General features: G+C 63.0%; 20 protein-coding genes. 9 read left to right on the forward strand and 11 right to left on the reverse strand.

Going from position 1 to position 17,018, the window contains the following annotated elements:
• Positions 1–7: 7 nt before the first annotated feature.
• The 6 genes from GRI32_RS09260 to GRI32_RS09285 form a co-directional block, all read right to left on the reverse strand.
• Entirely contained in the window at positions 8–625 is a 618-nt protein-coding gene (locus GRI32_RS09260) for a lysozyme (protein ID WP_160591519.1), read from the reverse strand.
• 159 nt (positions 626–784) lie between these two features.
• Positions 785–2,194 carry a type I glutamate--ammonia ligase gene (glnA, locus tag GRI32_RS09265; RefSeq protein ID WP_160591521.1) on the reverse strand — a complete coding sequence of 470 codons (1,410 nt, stop codon included), beginning with the start codon at positions 2,192–2,194 and terminating at the stop codon, positions 785–787.
• 116 nt (positions 2,195–2,310) lie between these two features.
• Entirely contained in the window at positions 2,311–2,649 is a 339-nt protein-coding gene (locus tag GRI32_RS09270) for a P-II family nitrogen regulator (protein WP_160591523.1), read from the reverse strand.
• A 254-nt stretch (positions 2,650–2,903) separates the two neighbouring features.
• Positions 2,904–3,830: an N-acetyl-gamma-glutamyl-phosphate reductase gene (gene argC / locus GRI32_RS09275; RefSeq protein WP_160591525.1), complete on the reverse strand. Its 927-nt coding sequence runs from the start codon at positions 3,828–3,830 to the stop codon at positions 2,904–2,906.
• Complete coding sequence (locus GRI32_RS09280) at positions 3,830–4,228, reverse strand: hypothetical protein (RefSeq protein WP_237437489.1); 399 nt, start codon at positions 4,226–4,228, stop codon at positions 3,830–3,832. Before GRI32_RS09280 ends, argC begins: the two co-directional genes overlap by 1 nt.
• A 56-nt stretch (positions 4,229–4,284) precedes the next feature.
• Positions 4,285–5,679 carry a leucyl aminopeptidase family protein gene (locus GRI32_RS09285; RefSeq protein WP_160591527.1) on the reverse strand — a complete coding sequence of 465 codons (1,395 nt, stop codon included), beginning with the start codon at positions 5,677–5,679 and terminating at the stop codon, positions 4,285–4,287.
• A gap of 83 nt (positions 5,680–5,762) precedes the next feature.
• Here GRI32_RS09285 and GRI32_RS09290 point away from each other — a divergent pair, with 83 nt between their 5' ends.
• The 3 genes from GRI32_RS09290 (at position 5,763) to GRI32_RS09300 (ending at position 7,901) form a co-directional block, all read left to right on the forward strand.
• Positions 5,763–6,557, forward strand: coding sequence for a DUF4163 domain-containing protein (locus GRI32_RS09290; protein ID WP_160591529.1), 795 nt, complete (start codon positions 5,763–5,765; stop codon positions 6,555–6,557).
• Between the two features lie 25 nt (positions 6,558–6,582).
• Positions 6,583–7,407, forward strand: a complete 825-nt coding sequence (gene map / locus GRI32_RS09295) for a type I methionyl aminopeptidase (RefSeq protein WP_160591531.1) — start codon at positions 6,583–6,585, stop codon at positions 7,405–7,407.
• Positions 7,408–7,529: 122 nt separating this feature from the next.
• The gene (locus tag GRI32_RS09300; protein ID WP_160591533.1) at positions 7,530–7,901 is read left to right on the forward strand and encodes a hypothetical protein; all 372 of its coding nucleotides are present in this window, start codon (positions 7,530–7,532) and stop codon (positions 7,899–7,901) included.
• Positions 7,902–7,918: 17 nt separating this feature from the next.
• Here the strand turns inward: GRI32_RS09300 and GRI32_RS09305 are convergent, their stop codons facing one another.
• The gene (locus tag GRI32_RS09305) at positions 7,919–8,578 is read right to left on the reverse strand and encodes a heme exporter protein CcmB (protein ID WP_160591535.1); all 660 of its coding nucleotides are present in this window, start codon (positions 8,576–8,578) and stop codon (positions 7,919–7,921) included.
• Positions 8,575–9,150, reverse strand: a complete 576-nt coding sequence (gene ccmA / locus GRI32_RS09310) for a heme ABC exporter ATP-binding protein CcmA (protein ID WP_160591537.1) — start codon at positions 9,148–9,150, stop codon at positions 8,575–8,577. Before ccmA ends, GRI32_RS09305 begins: the two co-directional genes overlap by 4 nt.
• A gap of 64 nt (positions 9,151–9,214) precedes the next feature.
• Between ccmA and GRI32_RS09315 the strand changes: the two genes are divergently transcribed.
• On the forward strand, positions 9,215–9,502 hold the full coding sequence (locus GRI32_RS09315; RefSeq protein WP_160591539.1) for a 4a-hydroxytetrahydrobiopterin dehydratase: 288 nt from the start codon (positions 9,215–9,217) through the stop codon (positions 9,500–9,502).
• 84 nt (positions 9,503–9,586) lie between these two features.
• Here the strand turns inward: GRI32_RS09315 and GRI32_RS09320 are convergent, their stop codons facing one another.
• Positions 9,587–10,519: a 1-phosphofructokinase family hexose kinase gene (locus GRI32_RS09320; protein WP_160591541.1), complete on the reverse strand. Its 933-nt coding sequence runs from the start codon at positions 10,517–10,519 to the stop codon at positions 9,587–9,589.
• Positions 10,520–10,685: 166 nt separating this feature from the next.
• On the opposite strand from GRI32_RS09320, the gene GRI32_RS09325 reads away from it, so the two are divergent.
• Positions 10,686–11,615: a fructose bisphosphate aldolase gene (locus GRI32_RS09325; protein WP_160591779.1), complete on the forward strand. Its 930-nt coding sequence runs from the start codon at positions 10,686–10,688 to the stop codon at positions 11,613–11,615.
• Between the two features lie 49 nt (positions 11,616–11,664).
• Here GRI32_RS09325 and GRI32_RS09330 read toward each other — a convergent pair whose 3' ends face one another.
• Both GRI32_RS09330 and GRI32_RS09335 read right to left on the reverse strand, forming a co-directional pair.
• Positions 11,665–13,632: a S9 family peptidase gene (locus GRI32_RS09330; protein ID WP_160591543.1), complete on the reverse strand. Its 1,968-nt coding sequence runs from the start codon at positions 13,630–13,632 to the stop codon at positions 11,665–11,667.
• 81 nt (positions 13,633–13,713) lie between these two features.
• Entirely contained in the window at positions 13,714–14,331 is a 618-nt protein-coding gene (locus GRI32_RS09335; protein WP_160591545.1) for a DNA-3-methyladenine glycosylase family protein, read from the reverse strand.
• Positions 14,332–14,404: 73 nt separating this feature from the next.
• On the opposite strand from GRI32_RS09335, the gene GRI32_RS09340 reads away from it, so the two are divergent.
• The 4 genes from GRI32_RS09340 (at position 14,405) to GRI32_RS09355 (ending at position 17,010) form a co-directional block, all read left to right on the forward strand.
• Positions 14,405–14,722 carry a 2Fe-2S iron-sulfur cluster-binding protein gene (locus tag GRI32_RS09340; RefSeq protein WP_160591547.1) on the forward strand — a complete coding sequence of 106 codons (318 nt, stop codon included), beginning with the start codon at positions 14,405–14,407 and terminating at the stop codon, positions 14,720–14,722.
• A gap of 74 nt (positions 14,723–14,796) precedes the next feature.
• Positions 14,797–15,792, forward strand: a complete 996-nt coding sequence (locus tag GRI32_RS09345) for a cysteine synthase A (RefSeq protein ID WP_160591549.1) — start codon at positions 14,797–14,799, stop codon at positions 15,790–15,792.
• 23 nt (positions 15,793–15,815) lie between these two features.
• Positions 15,816–16,190 (forward strand): hypothetical protein, encoded by a 375-nt coding sequence (locus tag GRI32_RS09350; protein ID WP_160591551.1) that lies wholly within the window; start codon positions 15,816–15,818, stop codon positions 16,188–16,190.
• Positions 16,162–17,010, forward strand: a complete 849-nt coding sequence (locus tag GRI32_RS09355) for a Gldg family protein (RefSeq protein WP_160591553.1) — start codon at positions 16,162–16,164, stop codon at positions 17,008–17,010. The genes GRI32_RS09350 and GRI32_RS09355 overlap by 29 nt, the downstream gene beginning before the upstream one ends.
• The last annotated feature ends 8 nt before the right edge of the window (positions 17,011–17,018 follow it).

Here is a 17,018-nt window from a genome sequence, read left to right on the forward strand (position 1 = left end):
TGCCCGTTCAGCCGCGCCGGTAGAGCGCGCTCTCGGCTTCGCGCCGCCGCACCAGACCTTTCATCACCCGGCCGCCGGCATAGCACCAGCGGTCGAACTCGCGCGCGGCCCCGGCATGGTCGCCTGCCACGTGCTTGCGCGTCAGCGTGGCCTTGCCAATCGCGCCGGTGTTGTAGTGAAAGCTGACCAGCGCATCGAATTGCAGTTGCGTGGTGGGCGCATCGCCGATGGCAAAGGCAACTTCGGCGCCGTAACGCGCCAGGTCCGCGTCCAGCCGCGCATCGCATTCTGCCCGCGTCCACACGGTGCCGGGGCCAATGCCGGGACCGGTTGCGCCCCAGCCGATGGTCCACGGATCGCCGCCTGTACCGGGATCGGGATAGGCCTCTATCAGGCCGTCAGCGCGCCTTCTTGCGCAGCCTTCGAACTGCCTGATCAGCTCGGTTCCTGCCGGGCCGATGCGGCGCGGGGCCAAGTCCTCGCACGGGGCCTCATCGGCCAGCGCAGGATCAGCTGTCTGATCGTGCGCGCGGCCATCCGTGCGGCCTGTCTGGCGCACCTCCTGATGGCGCAGCTCGCGCCCGAGCATCCGCCGCAGAGTATCGAAAACGGGTTTGCGCAGCATGTCTGTCACCTCGCCGGTTGGATTCGCGGGGCAGGGGCTAGGCCGGACCGGGCGCTGTAGGAAAGCGCAAAAAAGAGGCGCCCGGTTTCCCGGACGCCTCCCCTGTTAATCGTGTGATCGCCGCGTGCATCACACGCAACGATGGCACATAAGCTTGTCTTACGAGCTGTAGTACATGTCGTATTCGACCGGGCTTGGCGTCTGCTCGAAGCGATAGACGTCTTCCCACTTCAGCTCCATGTAAGCGTCGATCTGGTCCTTGGTGAACACGCCGCCCTGCAACAGGAATTCGTGATCGGCTTCCAGTGCATTCAGTGCTTCGCGCAGGGAACCGCAAACCGTGGGAACCTCTGCCAGCTCTTCCGGCGGAAGATCGTACAGGTTCTTGTCCATGGCTTCGCCCGGATGGATCTTGTTCTGGATACCATCGATGCCGGCCATCAGCAGAGCTGCGCAAGACAGGTACGGGTTGGCGAGCGGATCGGGGAAGCGGAACTCAACGCGCTTGGCCTTTTCACCCGCGCCGTAAGGAATACGGCACGAAGCAGAGCGGTTGCGGGCCGAATAGGCCAGCAGCACAGGTGCTTCAAAGCCCGGGACCAGACGCTTGTAGCTGTTGGTCGTCGGGTTGGTGAAAGCATTACAGGCCTTGGCGTGCTTGATCACGCCGCCGATGTAATACAGGCAGTTGTCGGACAGGCCGGCATAGCCGTTGCCGGCGAAGGTGTTCTTCTTGCCATCCCAGATCGACATATGCGTGTGCATGCCCGAACCGTTGTCCTGACGGATCGGCTTGGGCATGAAGGTGGCCGTCTTGCCATAGGCATTGGCGACGTTCTGCACGACATACTTGTAGATCTGGATGCGGTCGGCGGTGGTGGTCAGCGTGCCGAAAGTGATGCCCAGCTCGTGCTGTGCGGCGGCCACTTCGTGGTGATGCTTGTCCATGGGCAGGCCCATTTCCATCATCGTGGCGACCATTTCGGCGCGGATGTCGGTGCACGGATCGACCGGAGCCACGGGGAAATAGCCACCCTTGGCGCGCGGACGGTGACCCAGGTTGCCGCCTTCATATTCCTTGCCGGTGTTGGTCGGCAGTTCGATATCGTCGATCACGAAGCCCGAACCGGCATAGCCGTCTTCAAAGCGAACATCGTCGAACATGAAGAATTCAGGTTCCGGACCGACATAGACGGTATCGCCAAGGCCGGTGGTCTTGAGGAAGTCTTCGGCACGCTTGGCGGTGGAACGCGGATCACGCGCATACAGCTCACCGGTGGAAGGCTCCACAATGTCGCAGAAGATGATCATCATCGGCGTGGCACTGAAGGGATCGATATAGACCGCTTCCAGGTCAGGCTTCAGGATCATGTCGGATTCGTTGATGACCTTCCAGCCTTCGATCGACGAACCATCGAACATCAGGCCTTCTTCCAGCGCGTCTTCGTCAATGGCGGAGGCGCACATGGTCAGGTGCTGCCACTTGCCCTTGGGATCGGTGAAGCGGACATCGACCCACTCGATCTCCTCGTCCTTGATCCGTTTTACGATATCGGATGCACTCGACATGTTTTTTCCTTCCTTGATCGTATGATCTTATTGTGTCGGTTGGCGTTGTGGCCGGAGAGTTCCGGCACGAAATTCAATGGGCATGCAGCAGCCTGCCCAATCCCCCTCTGTCCGCCTCAGATGGCAGACTCGTCCTGCTCACCGGTGCGGATGCGCAGGACAGAGGTGATATCGGAAACGAATATCTTGCCATCACCGATCCTGCCGGTCTTGGCTGCGCCGGCCACGGCTTCCACCACGGCATCGGCCATGCTGTCGGGCACGACCACTTCCAGCTTCACCTTGGGCAGGAAATCGACGACATATTCTGCGCCGCGATAGAGTTCCGTATGGCCCTTCTGGCGGCCAAAGCCCTTGGCTTCGGTTACGGTGATCCCGGATACGCCCACTTCGTGCAGCGCCTCCTTCACCTCGTCCAGCTTGAAGGGCTTGATGATGGCTTCGATCTTTTTCACGTCATACCTGTTCTACATTACCCGGCGGCCTGACCGGATATTCAATGCCCGGGGGCGAATCCTGAAATAGCGTTTCAAGAATCATGCCAAGGACGATGTGAAGGGGTAGACAATCATGTGCAGATGCGAAAGGGCGGATTCGCAAGATTAAGATCATTCCTGCAATGCGGCCTGAAACAATAATGCTTCATGCCTATCCAAAAGTTGCACAATATTCAGGCAATGACGTGCTTAAATTTTGAGCACGGATATCGTCAGAGGCGCAATCCTGCGGTCTCCGGACAGCCGGACATCAGGTTGAGCGATTGCACGGCAGCGCCGCTTGCTCCCTTGCCCAGATTATCCAGCACCGCGATCAGACGCGCCTGATTGCCCGCCGCATCGCTGAACACGTACAGCGTCATCGCATCGCTGGGTTGATCCGACGCGCGCAGCAGCAATTCTTCCGGTGTGTCCTGCGAAACCCGCACCACCTGGCTATCGGCATAATAGGCGGTCAGCTTCTCGCGCATCTCGTCAGGCCGGGCAGCGGCGCGCATCGCTTCCAGTGGCAATGGCACTTCCACCACCATGCCGCGATGGGCCGGGATGACCGCCGGCGAAAAGACCGGCGGATGGGCCAGGCCCACTCTCTGCTGCATTTCGGGAATATGCTTGTGACCAAGCGCCAGGCCATATCCGCGCCAGGCGATGTCACGATCATCCTCGAAACGGCCAATCAGGGCCTTGCCACCGCCCGAATATCCCGAGACGGCATTGACCGAATAAGCCCATTCGCGGGGCAGCATCCGGTCCCTGATCAGCGGTGTCATCAGGGCGATGAAACCGGTTGAATAACAGCCCGGATTGCTGATCCTGTCGGCACCTGCGACCACTGGCCGACCGACCACTTCGGGAAAACCGTAGATCCATCCGCTGGCGGTGCGATGGGCGCTGGAGGCATCGATGACGCGCACCTTGCTGGCGGGATCGATCAGCGCCACAGCTTCGCGCGCGGCATCATCGGGCAGGCACAGGATCGCAAAATCGCTCTCGTTCAGCGCTTCCCGGCGGGCATCGGCATCCTTGCGCCGCTGCTCATCAAGCACGACCATTTCAAATTCGCCGCGCGCGGCCAGCCGGTCGCCGATTTCCAGCCCGGTGGTGCCTGCTGCGCCGTCAATGAATACCGTGAGCGCCATCAGCCAATCGGCTCCAGCCGTTCAATCCGGACATAGCCCACCGGCCCTTCCAGCGAGAGGCAGCCCCAGGCCCAGCCGCCGGTAATATCCAGCAGTTCAAAGGAATCGCCTTCCATCAGCGTGCACAGCTCCTCCGAATCGTCCTTGGGACGGATATGCAGAGGAGCGCCGCCGGGCAAAATTGCGCGCGGTTGCGGCACGGCGTAATGCGGCACGAAATAACGTCCGGCCAGACCGATATGCGCCAGGTCACCGCGCAGCGGCACGCGGCGCAGGTCAGGCTCCGCCACCGGGCCGGACAGGATATAGGGACCCTGCGCATCCTTGTGCGTGGGTGTGGCTTCAATCGAAGCATCGCCGGCCTGTTTCAGCTGCGGGGAGTTACCATCGGGATTCATCCGCAGGCGATTAGACGCGCATTGCCGGATCGGCAAGTTTACCGCTTGTCGCCTTGTCAGCCATATCTGGCCTTCAGCGCGTGGAAGGCCGCCCGCAGGCCCAGTGCCGCACCGCCCTTGGGCCGCCCCGGCTTGGCCGCCGGGCGCCAGGCGAAGGTATCAAAATGCGCCCATTCAATGCCTTCACCCACGAACTTGTCGAGGAAGCTGGCCGCCACGCTGGCCCCGGCATAGCCGTTGGAATGGGTGTTGTTGGTATCGGCAATGTCGGATTGTAGCCATTCCGCATAAGCAGAATGGATCGGCAGGCGCCAGGGTGCATCATCATGTGCACGGCCTGCCGCGATCAGCTCGTCCGCCGTCTGGTCCTGCCGGGTGAACAGGGCGGGGAGGTCTGGTCCCACGGCAACGCGCGCCGCGCCCGTGAGCGTGGCAAAATCGATGATCAGCGCCGGATCGCTCTCGCTGGCATAGGTCAGCGCATCGCCCAGGATCAGCCGTCCCTCGGCGTCGGTATTGCCAATTTCGACCGTCAGGCCCTTGCGGCTGGTGAGCACGTCGCCGGGCCTGAAGGCATTGCCGGCAATGGCGTTCTCCACCGTCGGCACCAGGCATTGCAGGCGCAGTTTCAGGCCCGCCTGCATGATCAGCCCAGCCAGCGCCAGCGCGTGGGCAGCGCCGCCCATGTCCTTCTTCATCAGCAGCATTCCGGCAGCAGACTTGATGTCGAGACCGCCCGTATCGAAGCTGACGCCCTTGCCGATTATGGCCACGCGCGGATGTGCATCGTCACCCCAGTTCAGCTCCACCAGACGCGGCGCATGCTCACGCGCTGCGGCGCGGCCCACGGCGTGGACCATGGGGAAACCCGTTGCCAGGGCATCGCCGCGCACCACGTCAATCCTTGCGCCATGCGCCTTGGCCAGTTTCTCTGCCTCGGCCTCGATCGCGGCTGGACCCATGTCCTCTGCCGGTGTGTTGACCATGTCCTGCACCAGGGCGGCGGCCTGCGCTTCGGCAGTGACCGCGTCGATCCGGCCGACTTCACTGGTCAGCAGGATGCGCGGCCCTTCGGCATTTTCGTCCTTCTTGTAGCGGTCGAACACATATTGCGCGGTCTGCCAGCCGAACAGGGCAGGGCCAGGTTCGCCATCGGCGCGGCGATATGTCCCGGCGGGCAGGCGTTCGGCCAGCTTGGCCAGGCACCAGCTGGACAGGTCTTCGGTATTGGCGACGCCGCTCACGACGAACCAGCCCGGTCCATCCTTGGTCCCGCCGGGCACGATGGCCATTTCATATCCGCCGCCGGTAAATCTCTGCGCAGTCAGCGCCGCGCGCTGCGGTCCGCTGAGTTTGCGGGCGAAGGCTTCGAAGCCGTCTTTGGTGACAAGATGGATGGCGATGGCGTCCTGCCCGCGATCCGGCTGGATTAGATCGGTTTTTATGCTCATAATCGTCTATCTGCCCGCACGGTGCGGATTTGAAAAGGCAATCGAGATTTATGCTAAGAGTTTGTCTGGGTCTGGCCGCTGGAATGCTGCTGGTTTCCTGCGGGCAGGAAGGCGAAAACGGCTCCCAACCGGGGGATCCGGCTGCGACCGCGACCGCCAGTCCGGGCGCCACTGCCACTGCCGTTGCCAGCGAATCACCGGTCAACGGTGCCCGCACGGTGGCCGAGGAAACCGACGATTTCCGCCTCGAATATTCCTATCCCGCAGAGGCCGGCAATATTCAGGAACTGGCCGCGCTGCTGGACCGGCGGCTGGATCGCTTGCGCAATGCAATGGTTGGCGATTCTGCCGAAGCGCGAGCGGATGCGCGCGATAACGGCTTTCCGTTCAACAAATATTCCACCGAAGTGGAATGGCAGGTGGTGGCCGATACGCCCCGTTATCTGAGCCTGTCCGCCAAGATCTCCTCCTATACGGGCGGCGCGCATGGCAATTATGGCTTCGATGCGCTGGTGTGGGACAAGGAACGCGCTGCGGCGCTGGAGCCGGAGACCTTCTTCACCACACCCGAAGCGCTGGAGGCGGCGCTGGGCAGCAAGCTGTGCGAAAAGCTCAACCGGGAACGGGCCGAGCGACGGGGTCAACCGATTGCCGAAGGCAGCAGCGACATTTTCGATGTCTGCGTGCCGCTGAGCGATACCACCGTGCTGTTCGGTTCGGCATCGGGACGCGCATTTGACCGGGTCGGCGTGCAGATTGGCCCCTATGTCGCGGGTCCCTATGCCGAGGGATCGTATGAATTCACCTTCGACGTGGACGACAAGCTGCTGACCGCGCTGCGCGATGAATATCGCAGCGCCTTCACCACTCGCAATTAGGCAACAAAATCGCTACATGCGGCACATGGTCGAATATCAGCACGTAACTTCCGACATGTCCGTCTATCGTGACGGCACGATTAAACTGCACGGCGAGGATGGCTTTGCGGGGATGCGCAAGGCTGGCCGCCTGGCTGCCGAAATCCTTGATGCGCTGGCCGAAAAAGTCGTCCCCGGTGTCTCCACAGAGGATCTCGACGCCTTCGTGCGGGAGATGACGCTGGATGGCGGCGCGGTGCCGGCAACGCTTGGCTATCGCGGTTATACCCACAGCTGCTGCATCTCCATCAACCATGTGGTGTGCCACGGCATACCGTCCAACAAGGTGCTGAAGGACGGTGACATCGTGAATATCGATGTCACGCCGCTGCTGGATGGATGGCACGGCGATACCAGCCGCATGTATCTGGTGGGCGATGTTCCGCTGAAGGCGCGGCGGCTGGTCGATGTGACCTATGAGTGCCTGATGATCGGGATCGACAAGGCCAAGCCCGGTGCGCGTCTGGGCGATGTCGGTGCGGCGATCCAGCAGCATGCCGAAAGCTTCCGCTATGGCGTGGTGCGCGAATTTTGCGGCCACGGCCTTGGCCGCCTGTTCCACGATGCACCCGAAGTGGTCCATGCCGGCCGCGCCGGTACCGGGCCGGAGCTGAAGCCGGGCATGTTCATGACCATCGAACCGATGATCAACCTTGGCCGCCCGCATGTGAAACTGCTCAACGATGGCTGGACCGCGGTGACGCGTGACAAGAGCCTGTCCGCGCAGTTCGAACATTCGATCGCTATTACCGAAGACGGGAATGAGATTTTCACGCTCAGCCCGACCGGCAAGGACAAGCCGCCTTATTGATCCTGCATATTGATCAGGGGCAATGTTGAGCATTGGCTGATGGCATATCGCATTTCAGGATCGCCGGGGCTGCAAGCCTGACTGCCCGCGATCCACTCGATCTTTTGTCCAGGAGAGCCTGCATGTCTGTTCGTCATCTCGCCGCAGCCATTGCTGTCACTCTTGGCCTTGCGGCCTGCCAGGGCGCACCTTCTGCCAGCATCACCAGTGCTCCTGCGCCCGAACAGGGCCGTGTGCTGGCCTTTGCGCAAGGTGCGTGCGGGGGCTGCCATGCGGTGGAAAACAACGCGCTGTCTCCCAATCCCGAAGCGCCCGAATGGCCGCTGATCGTCAACCGTCCGGGGCTGACCAATGCCACGCTCACCAGCTGGCTGCGCGATGCGCACAACTACCCGGAGGAGATGGATTTCGACCTCGACGTGCCGCAGGTGGAGGAACTGGTCGCCTATATGCTGACCCTGCAAAGCCCGGATTACGAACCGGCCATTCAGTAGCGATCAGGGGGGCAGCGTCACCCCTCGCGCGCGGCCCTGATTGCAGCGCCGCCGGCAAAGGGTGCAATCGCCACCAGCAGCAGGCTGATCGCACCGGTCAGCGCCAGTCCGCCAGACCCGCCGGTGGACAAGGCGCCCGCACCAAAGATCAGCAGCGGCACGGCAAAGGGGATCACCAGCAGGCCGGAAAGCGCCGCACTTCCGCGCAAGCCCACGGTGACGGAGGCGATGATGATGCCGATGGCGGCAAGTCCCGGCGTTCCGGCCAGCAGGCCGATTTCCACCAGGCGCAAGGTCTGCGCATCGATGCCCACCAGCGCGCTGGCGGGCACGGCGGCCAGCATCAGGAACGGCCCAAAGCTGAGCCAGTGGGCGAGCAGCCGCACGGCCACCACCATTTCCTCTGCAATGCCGCGCAAGGCCCATTGATCGAAGAAACCCTGCTCCACATCGGGGGCCAGCAGCCGGTCGAGCGGCAGGATCGCGGCGAGCAGCGCGGCAACCCAGATCACCCCGCCGCCGGTCTGTGCCAGCAACACCGGATTGGGTCCGATGGCAAAGGGGTAAAGCATCGCCACGGCCAGGAAGAACAACAGCGGCAGCAACGTGCCGCCGCCGCGCGTGCCGGGCGTGAAGCGCGCCAGATCGCGCAGCAGGAGCGAGCCAAAACCCTTCACGGCGTGAACTGCGCCAGAGAAAGCGTGGCAAGGCCGGGCAGATCAAACGGCTGGTGGCTGGCAATCAGCGCCAGCCCGCCAGCCTTGAGGTGGTCTGCCACCAGCCCCTCTGCCATCGCCACCGCTTCTCGGTCGAGACCGTTCAGGGGTTCGTCCAGCAGCCAGATCGGTGCCTGCTGGCCGATCAGCCGCGCCATGGCCGCGCGCTTGCGTTGACCGGTGGACAGATAGCGCACCGGCACATCCAGCAGATCATCAAGCCCCAACCGTTCCAGCGCGGCGCACTGGCCATCCAGCCTGCTCCAGAAATCGAGTGCCCGGCCCAGCGGCTGGTGTTCATCCAGCACGGGTTTTTCATCCAGCAGGCCGGTGCCGCCTGTGCGCTCAACATGGCCATCCAGCGGACGCATCAGCCCGGCCAATATGCGGATCAGGCTGGATTTGCCCATCCCGTTGGGCCCGGCAATTTGCAGCGCCTGTCCGCCTTCCAGATCAAGCGAGAGGCCGGCAAACAGCAAACGCTCGCCGCGGCGGCAGGCCAGTTGGGTGGCTGTCAGTCGGCAGGCTTCCATGGGATGGTGCGTTAGTGCAGAGTGGCCCCAGCTACAAGCACGCGACAAGCAAGGGAGTGATGCGATGGCAATTGCGCAGCTGACACCAGCCGAACGGGACGCGGCGCTGGCCGCTCTGCCGCAGTGGTCCCTGCGCACAGACGGTTTGGCCATCACGCGCGATTTCAGGTTCCGCAATTTCAGCGAGGCATGGGGTTTCATGAGCCGCGTGGCGTTGCTGGCGGAGGCGCAGGATCACCATCCCGAATGGTCCAACGTCTATAACCGCGTGTCGATCACGCTAACCACGCATGATGCGGGCGGATTGTCAGGCAGGGATGTGAAGCTGGCGGAGGCGGTGGACACGCTGTGATGCAGGCTGTGCATCCGATCACCCATGCCCGCTTTCGCACAAGGATCGGGCACTGAGCCACGCGGTCCGGCCTCACCCGATATCTTATGTGGCCGCAGCCGACTGTTCGTAAAGCCGCTGGATATCCGCCACGCGGCACAGGTCCGTACCGGGCGTCAGCACCGCCGCGGCACCGGCGGCGATCCCGAAGCGCAAGGCCTGTTCCGGCTCACGGCCCATCGCCAGGGCATGGACCATGGCCGCCAGAAAGCTGTCGCCCGCACCCACGGAACTGCGCGCCACCACCGCAATGCCGGGAACTTTCACGACACCTGAACGGGATGCCAGCAAGGCCCCCTGATCGCCCATCGTCACGGCGAGATATTCGGCCCCGCCGCGCTCGACAACGGCCATTGCGGCATCGCCAACCGCCTTTTCATCGGGCAGGTCTGCGCCAACCAGCGTCCGAAACTCGCCAATGCTCGGCTTGGCCAGAAAGACCCCGCCTGCATCCATCCCGGCCCTCAGCGCCGCGCCCGATGTATCGAGCACGAAGCGCATGCCGCGCTGCCGGGCGATGGCACAGACCCGGGCATAGAAATCATCCGGCACGCCGCGCGGCAGCGATCCGCTGGCGATCAGAAAGCCGGTCTTTGCCTGTGCCAGCTGATCCAGACATTCCTGCCACTCCTGCGGCGAGACCTGCGGACCGGCAGGCACGAACTGGTATTCATGCCCGCTTTCGCGTTCGAGAACCGCCGTGCTGACCCGGGTCTGCCCGGCAATGGGTATCCGCGTGCGCACCAGTTGGTGCAGGTCCAGCAGTCCATCCAGCGCAATCCCGGTTGCCCCGCCGGAAAGATAATAGCAGCGCGCATTGCCGCCCAGCCGCACGAACACCCGCGCCACGTTGATGCCGCCACCGCCGGGATCGCAGCTTTGCTCCCCCGCGCGCATCTTGTGCGAATGCTGGAGGCGCTCGACAGAGCAGGCCACGTCGATCGTGGGGTTCATGGTAAGCGTGGCAATGTCCAACATGGGCAATCGTTCTCCAGCACCCGAAATGCGGGGGCGGGCGGAGAGGTCATATACGGAACCCTCCTTATGATGCGCGCGGCCCTGAGGTGACAAAACAGCTTGCGCGGCGCTGCCGGTTCACCTTGCCGTGCACTTCGCGCTGCAAACCATGCTGATGGAGATTGCCATGAATGGCCGGGAAATGGCCGCAAGGATACGCTCTGGTACAGGGTTCATCGCGGCACTCGACCAGTCGGGCGGATCGACCCCGCGCACCCTGCGCGACTATGGCATCGCCGACGGCAGATGGCAGGGCGAAGATGAGATGTTCGCCCTGATTCACGCCATGCGCACGCGCATAATCACCTCGCCCGCCTTTACCGGTGACAAGATTATCGGCGCGATCCTGTTCGAAAAGACCATGGACGGCGAGGTGGATGGAAAGCCGGTGCCGCAGGTGCTGATCGAGCGTAATATCGTGCCGTTCCTGAAGGTCGACAGGGGTCTGGAGGACGAGGACGAGGCCGAGGGCGGGGGCGTGCAACTGATGAAGCCGATAGAAGATCTGGATGCGCTTCTGCTGCGCGCCAGGGACAAGGGGATATTCGGCACCAAGATGCGATCGGTGATCAGGTCTGCCAACTGCGCCGGGATTGAGCAGATCGTGGCCCAGCAGTTCGCGGTGGGCCAGCGCATTCTTGCCGCGGGCTTCATGCCGATCCTTGAACCGGAATACGATATCAGGGCGCTCGACCGGGCCGTGGGCGAGGCGATGTTGCGCGATACGCTGTTGCGGCATCTCGATGGCTTGCCCGAAGGCATGGACGTCATGCTCAAGCTGTCGATTCCGGTGGAGGCCAACCTCTACCGCCCGATCGTGGCCCATCCGCGCGTGGTCCGCGTGGCTGCGCTATCGGGCGGCTATGCCCGATCAAAGGCGTGCCGCGAACTGGCCCGGAACGAAGGCGTGATCGCCAGCTTCAGCCGCGCCCTGCTTGAAGGTCTGCACGAACGGATGAGCGATGACGAATTCGACCGGGCGCTGGCCGCGGCGATCGACGCGATCTTTCGCGCTTCAATGCAAAAAATCGCGACCTCGCCCGGTCAGCCAGAGTAGGTCTGGCTAGCAGGCCCGGCTGGTATCCGGCTGCTGCCAAACCTGCGCCTCAGCCCAGGCCCTGCACGAACTCCGCGCCGGTGGGAATCTGGGCGTTGGATTTGGCCAGCGTATCGCCCACAGGCTCCGCCCTGCCGCCAAGGCAGCCTGCCAGGAATCCCTCGACAATGGCGTTGAAGGCGATGTTGTTTTCCGGGCGGTGGAAGCCGTGGCCTTCATCGGGGAACAGCACATAGGTGACGGGGATGCCGTGCTTTTCCATGGCGGTCACGATCTGGTCGCTCTCCGATTGCTTGACGCGCGGATCATTGGCGCCCTGGCCGATCAGCAGCGGTTTGACGATCTTGTCCGCCAGATAGAGCGGGCTGCAGTCCTTCAGCAGCTGCTTGCCTTCCTCGGTTTCCGGGTTGCCCATGCGCTCATGGAACTGCTTCACCATCGGTTCCCAGTAAGGGGGGATGGTTTCCAGCAGCGTCTCGAGGTTGGACGGGCCGACGATATCGACCCCGCAGGCGAACACGTCTGGCGTGTAGGTCAGCCCCACCAGCGTGGCATAGCCGCCGTATGATCCGCCCATGATGGCAACCTTGTCCTGCTCGGCAATGCCCTGCTCAACAGCCCAGTTGACGGCATCGATCAGGTCATCATGCATGGCCTTGGACCATTGCAGATTGGCGGCATTGACGAAGTCCTTACCAAAACCGGTGGAGCCGCGATAATTGACGCTGAGCACGCCGTAGCCGCGATTGGCGAGCCATTGGTGCGTGCGGTTGAAGCCGTATCCGTCGCGCGCCCACGGCCCGCCGTGGACCAGCAGCACCAGTGGCACGGGGGCGTCCGGAATGCCGTCGCCATCAACGTCCACCGCTGGCGGCAGAGTGAGGTAGCAGGGCAGGGTCAGGCCGTCGCGCGCCGGGATTTCGCGCGGGTGCATGGCCTGCAAGGGCTGACCTTCCAGAGAAGGCTTGGTGACATAGAATGTGGTCAGCGTATCGGCGTCACGGTCATACAGGTAGGACGTGATCGGACCGGTCAGCGGATCGTTCCACACCAGCCATTTGCGATCGTCATCGGTGCGCGACTGGACGCCGAAATCACCCTTCAGCCGCTCCCGCAGCCAATCGAGCGAGGCTTCTATGCCCTTGTCGAAGCAAGTCCATTCGGTGCGCAGGTAAGTGGCCGAATAGGCCTGCACAACGCCGGTTTTGGTATCGCGCAGGGTGCCGCCAAGATCGGCCTTGTCATGCTCTGCCAGCAAGGTGCGCTCGCCCGTGGCGGTGTCCTCGGCAAACAGGGCGGCGGTGTTGCGGCCGCGGCTGTCGATCCAGTAGAGCACGCTGCCATCGGTGGTGTAGCCCGCCGTGGTGGTGGTCAGCGCATCGTCCATGGCGATCACCTCGCGCGGGGTTTCGGCAACCACGCCGTCTGTAATCTCATGCATGTCCGTGCCGCCGCTGGCATTCTGCCGCACGGCCCAGCGCAGGGTCAGGCTGTCATCCGCCTCGAACCCGGCCCAGCCTTCGGTGTTTTCATGTACCAGCGTCATCTCGCCAGTGGTCACGTTCAGCAGGTGGACATCGTGGAAACGCGGATCGCGGTTGTTCAGGCCAATCAGGATCTTGTCCTTGATCGTATCGGACGCGCCGACAACCTGGATGCGGGTATTTTCGAACGGGGTCAGGCAGCTGTCTTCGCCGCTGGCCACGTCGACCTTGTACAGCAGGTAATTCTCATCCCCCTCCTTGTCGCGGACATAGAGCAGGGCGGTGCTGTCCGGTGACCAGAAATATTGCGGGATCGGGCGATCCTTGGCGCTGGTCATGCGGCGGGCATTGTCGGGATCGGATGTGGGGGCCAGCCACACGTTCATCACGTCTTCCCACGGCGCCATCCAGCTGAGCCATTGGCCATCAGGACTGATCTTGCCGCCAGAGCGGACCGGATTGCCGAACAGGTCGTCCCGGCTGATCAGCGCGATGTCTTTCACGCGGGCGGCGGCGGTGGTGGCACTGGACATATGTTCTCCCGGTTTTCGGTCCCGCCACCAGTTAGGGAGCGTGCCGCCCTATTGAAAGGGCCGGTTGAGCCGGACGGGCGCTCAAAGCGCCGGATTATCGTAACAATGCCAGGTGAAAATGGCGACGGCGCCGCGGTGCGGCCGCCAGTCTTCGGCCAGGGCGCGGGTGGCCTTTTCGTCCGGGCGCTGCTCCAGCCCCAAGATCTTGCCGATGCCGGCCATCACCGCCAGGTCTCCCGCAGGCCAGATATCGGGCCGCCCTTCGGCAAACAGCAGATAGATTTCCGCCGACCAGCGCCCGATCCCCTTGATCCGCGTCAGCTCGGCAATTGCCGCCTCGTCATCACCGGGCAGATTGTGCAGGTCCAGCGCTTCGCCTGCCACCAGTTCGCACAGTGAACGGGCATAGCCCTGCTTCTGGCGCGACAGGCCGCATGCACGCAGCGTATCGAAATCGCGTGCCAGCAATTGGGCCGGGTCGATCTCCTCGCCCAGTTCCGCCTCCAGCTTGCGCCACACGCTGCTGGCCGCTGCCACGGACACCTGCTGGCCCACGATGGTGCGTAGCAGGGTCTTGTAACCGCGCGGCCTGATGCGCGGCTCGGGATATCCGGCCAGCGCCAGAGCGCGGGCGATGGCGGGCTGGGTTGCCGCCACATAATCCAGACTGTCTTTGATTTGCGCGGCGCTCAGTCCCATATCCGCTCCACTTGCCATATTTGCCGCGATTGCCTAGCAGCCGCGCGACACCGGAATAGGGAATTTTATCGCAATGCCAAAGCTGATCGTCGTCAATCGCGCAGGTGAAGAATCAACCGTGGAAGCCGCTTCGGGCCTGACCGTGATGGAAGCCATTCGTGACAATGGCTTTGATGAATTGCTGGCGCTGTGCGGCGGCTGCTGTTCGTGCGCGACCTGCCACGTGCATGTCGATCCCGCCTTCAAGGACAAGCTGCCCGCGCTCAGCACCGATGAGGACGACCTGCTCGATTCCAGCGATGACCGCGATGAATTCTCTCGCCTGTCATGCCAGATTCCCTTCACCGATGATCTGGACGGGCTGAAGGTCCGCATCGCCAAGGAAGACTGATCGGCAAGATCGGATAACAAGGCCCCAAGCGCAGCTGTATTGCGTCACGGGCTTTGACCTCCTAGCTCATAGTCATGACCAGCCCTGCGCCCTGCACTGACAGCCTCGACCTGATTGGCAACACTCCGCTTGTCCTGCTCAAGGGACCAAGTGAGGCTGCCGGGTGCGAGATCTGGGGCAAGTGTGAATTTGCCAATCCCGGTGCCAGCGTGAAGGATCGCGCGGCGCTGTGGATCATCCGCGATGCCCAGGCGCGCGGGGAACTGCTGCCCGGCGGCACGGTGGTGGAAGGCACAGCGGGCAACACCGGTATCGGCATTGCGCTGGTGGCCAATGCGCTTGGCTATAAGACCGTGATCGTGATGCCGGACAACCAGTCCAAGGAAAAGATGGATACGCTGCGGGCGCTGGGCGCCGAGCTGGTGCTGGTTCCGCCAACCAAGTTTTCCGACCCCAATCACTTCGTCCACACCTCGCGCCGCATTGCCGAGGAGACCGATGGCGCGATCTGGGCCAACCAGTTCGACAATGTCGCCAACCGCCGCGCGCATATCGAAAGCACCGCTCCGGAAATCTGGGAGCAGCTGGAAGGCCGGATTGACGGCTTCACCTGCGCCGTGGGCACTGGCGGCACTCTGGCGGGCGTGGGCATGGGGCTGAAGGCCTTTGACGAGAACGTGCAGATCGCGCTGACCGATCCATTCGGCGCCGCGCTGTATAATTACTACGCCAATGGCGAGCTGAAGGCCGAAGGGTCCTCTGTTGCCGAAGGTATCGGGCAGGGCCGCATCACCGCCAATCTGGAAGGCGCACCGATCGATACGCAGTTCCGCATTTCGGACGAGGAAGGCCTTGAATGGGTCGCCCGCCTGCTGCGCGATGAAGGCCTGTGCCTGGGCCTGTCGTCGGGCATCAATGTGGCGGGCGCGGTTGCGCTGGGCAAGCAGCTGGGGCCGCGTAGCCGCGTCGCCACGATCCTGTGCGACACCGGCTTCCGCTATCTGTCCAGCCTGTACAATGCCGAATGGCTGCGATCCAGGGACCTGCCGGTTTTCGACTGGCTGCGTTAATCTTGAAGCGTTAGAGTGGCATCATGGCACTCGATCCAAGAGATATCATCAAGAGCGAAAGTCTTGTGGCTGAATTGCCGCTGGCCCCGCTGGCGGGCACGCGCAAGGAGCGCATGCAGCGCTTGCAGGTCGGCCTGTTCGGCCTTGGCGCGATGGTGCTGCTGGTCGGGCTGGCCAATATCATCATGTCCAGCGCGCAGCAGAACCAGGCCACCGCCGTTCCTGACGCACTGCCCACGGCGGTGACACAGGATGTGCCGCCTCCTCCGCGCGATCCGCTGGCCGATGCCGGCGTGGTGCCGGAACTTCCGGCGGATCAGGGTGCGGCAGGCGGGCAGGCAGCTGGCGCATCGCCAACGGGAACAGGCGATGTTCCGCCGTCTCCACAACAGAATTAGGCTGATCCTCGCAGGTCTGGTGCTGGCAGTTGCAGCGCCTGTTCTGGCTCAGGAGCAGGATGTAGACCGGCCATCGCTGGCGCTGATGGGCACCATCCCGATCTATTGGGGAGAGGCAGACGGGCTGGGCGAATTGCTCGACAGCAGCGGGCAGGTCCATTGGGCGCGCGCGCAGATCGAGGATACCTACCGGATCGAGCCGCTGGACTACCTCAGCGCGGAGGCCCTTGCACCGTTTCGCTACCTGTTGCTGGCCCAGCCGCGCGCGCTTTCTCCGGAAGAGAATGTTGCGCTGGATGACTGGGTGCGGGCAGGCGGCAGCGTGCTGCTGTTTGCCGATCCGATGATGACCGGAGAATCGCGCTTTGCCCTGGGGGACCGGCGCCGGCCGCAGGACGTGGCGCTGCTGTCCCCCATTCTGCAACGCTGGGGGCTGGAGCTGGAATTTGACGAAAGCCAGCAGGCTGGAATGACATGGGCGGATTTCTCCGGCCAGCCGATCCCGGTCAACCTGCCCGGCCGCCTGCGCCACCTGCCTGAAGTGGATTGCCACGGCCATGACTGGAGCGGGCTCGCCGCGCTGTGCCGGGTCGGCGCCGGGCATGCGCTGATCGTGGCGGATGCGGCGATTCTGGATTTTGCCGGGCCGCACATGCACGCCCGCGCGGGCCTGAGAATCATTCTGGAGCGCATTTTTGCCCAGAATGGGGAAAATACGGGCCAGCTGGCGGAGTCGGTGGCCAAAATAGCGGAAATTGATGGAATTTCAGGGGATTCAACCCCGTCTTCAATATTGCCTTTGGCTCGTGGGTCTCCATAAAATGACAT

The sequence above is a fragment of the Alteraurantiacibacter aestuarii genome (assembly GCF_009827405.1).
Lineage (GTDB): Bacteria > Pseudomonadota > Alphaproteobacteria > Sphingomonadales > Sphingomonadaceae > Alteraurantiacibacter > Alteraurantiacibacter aestuarii.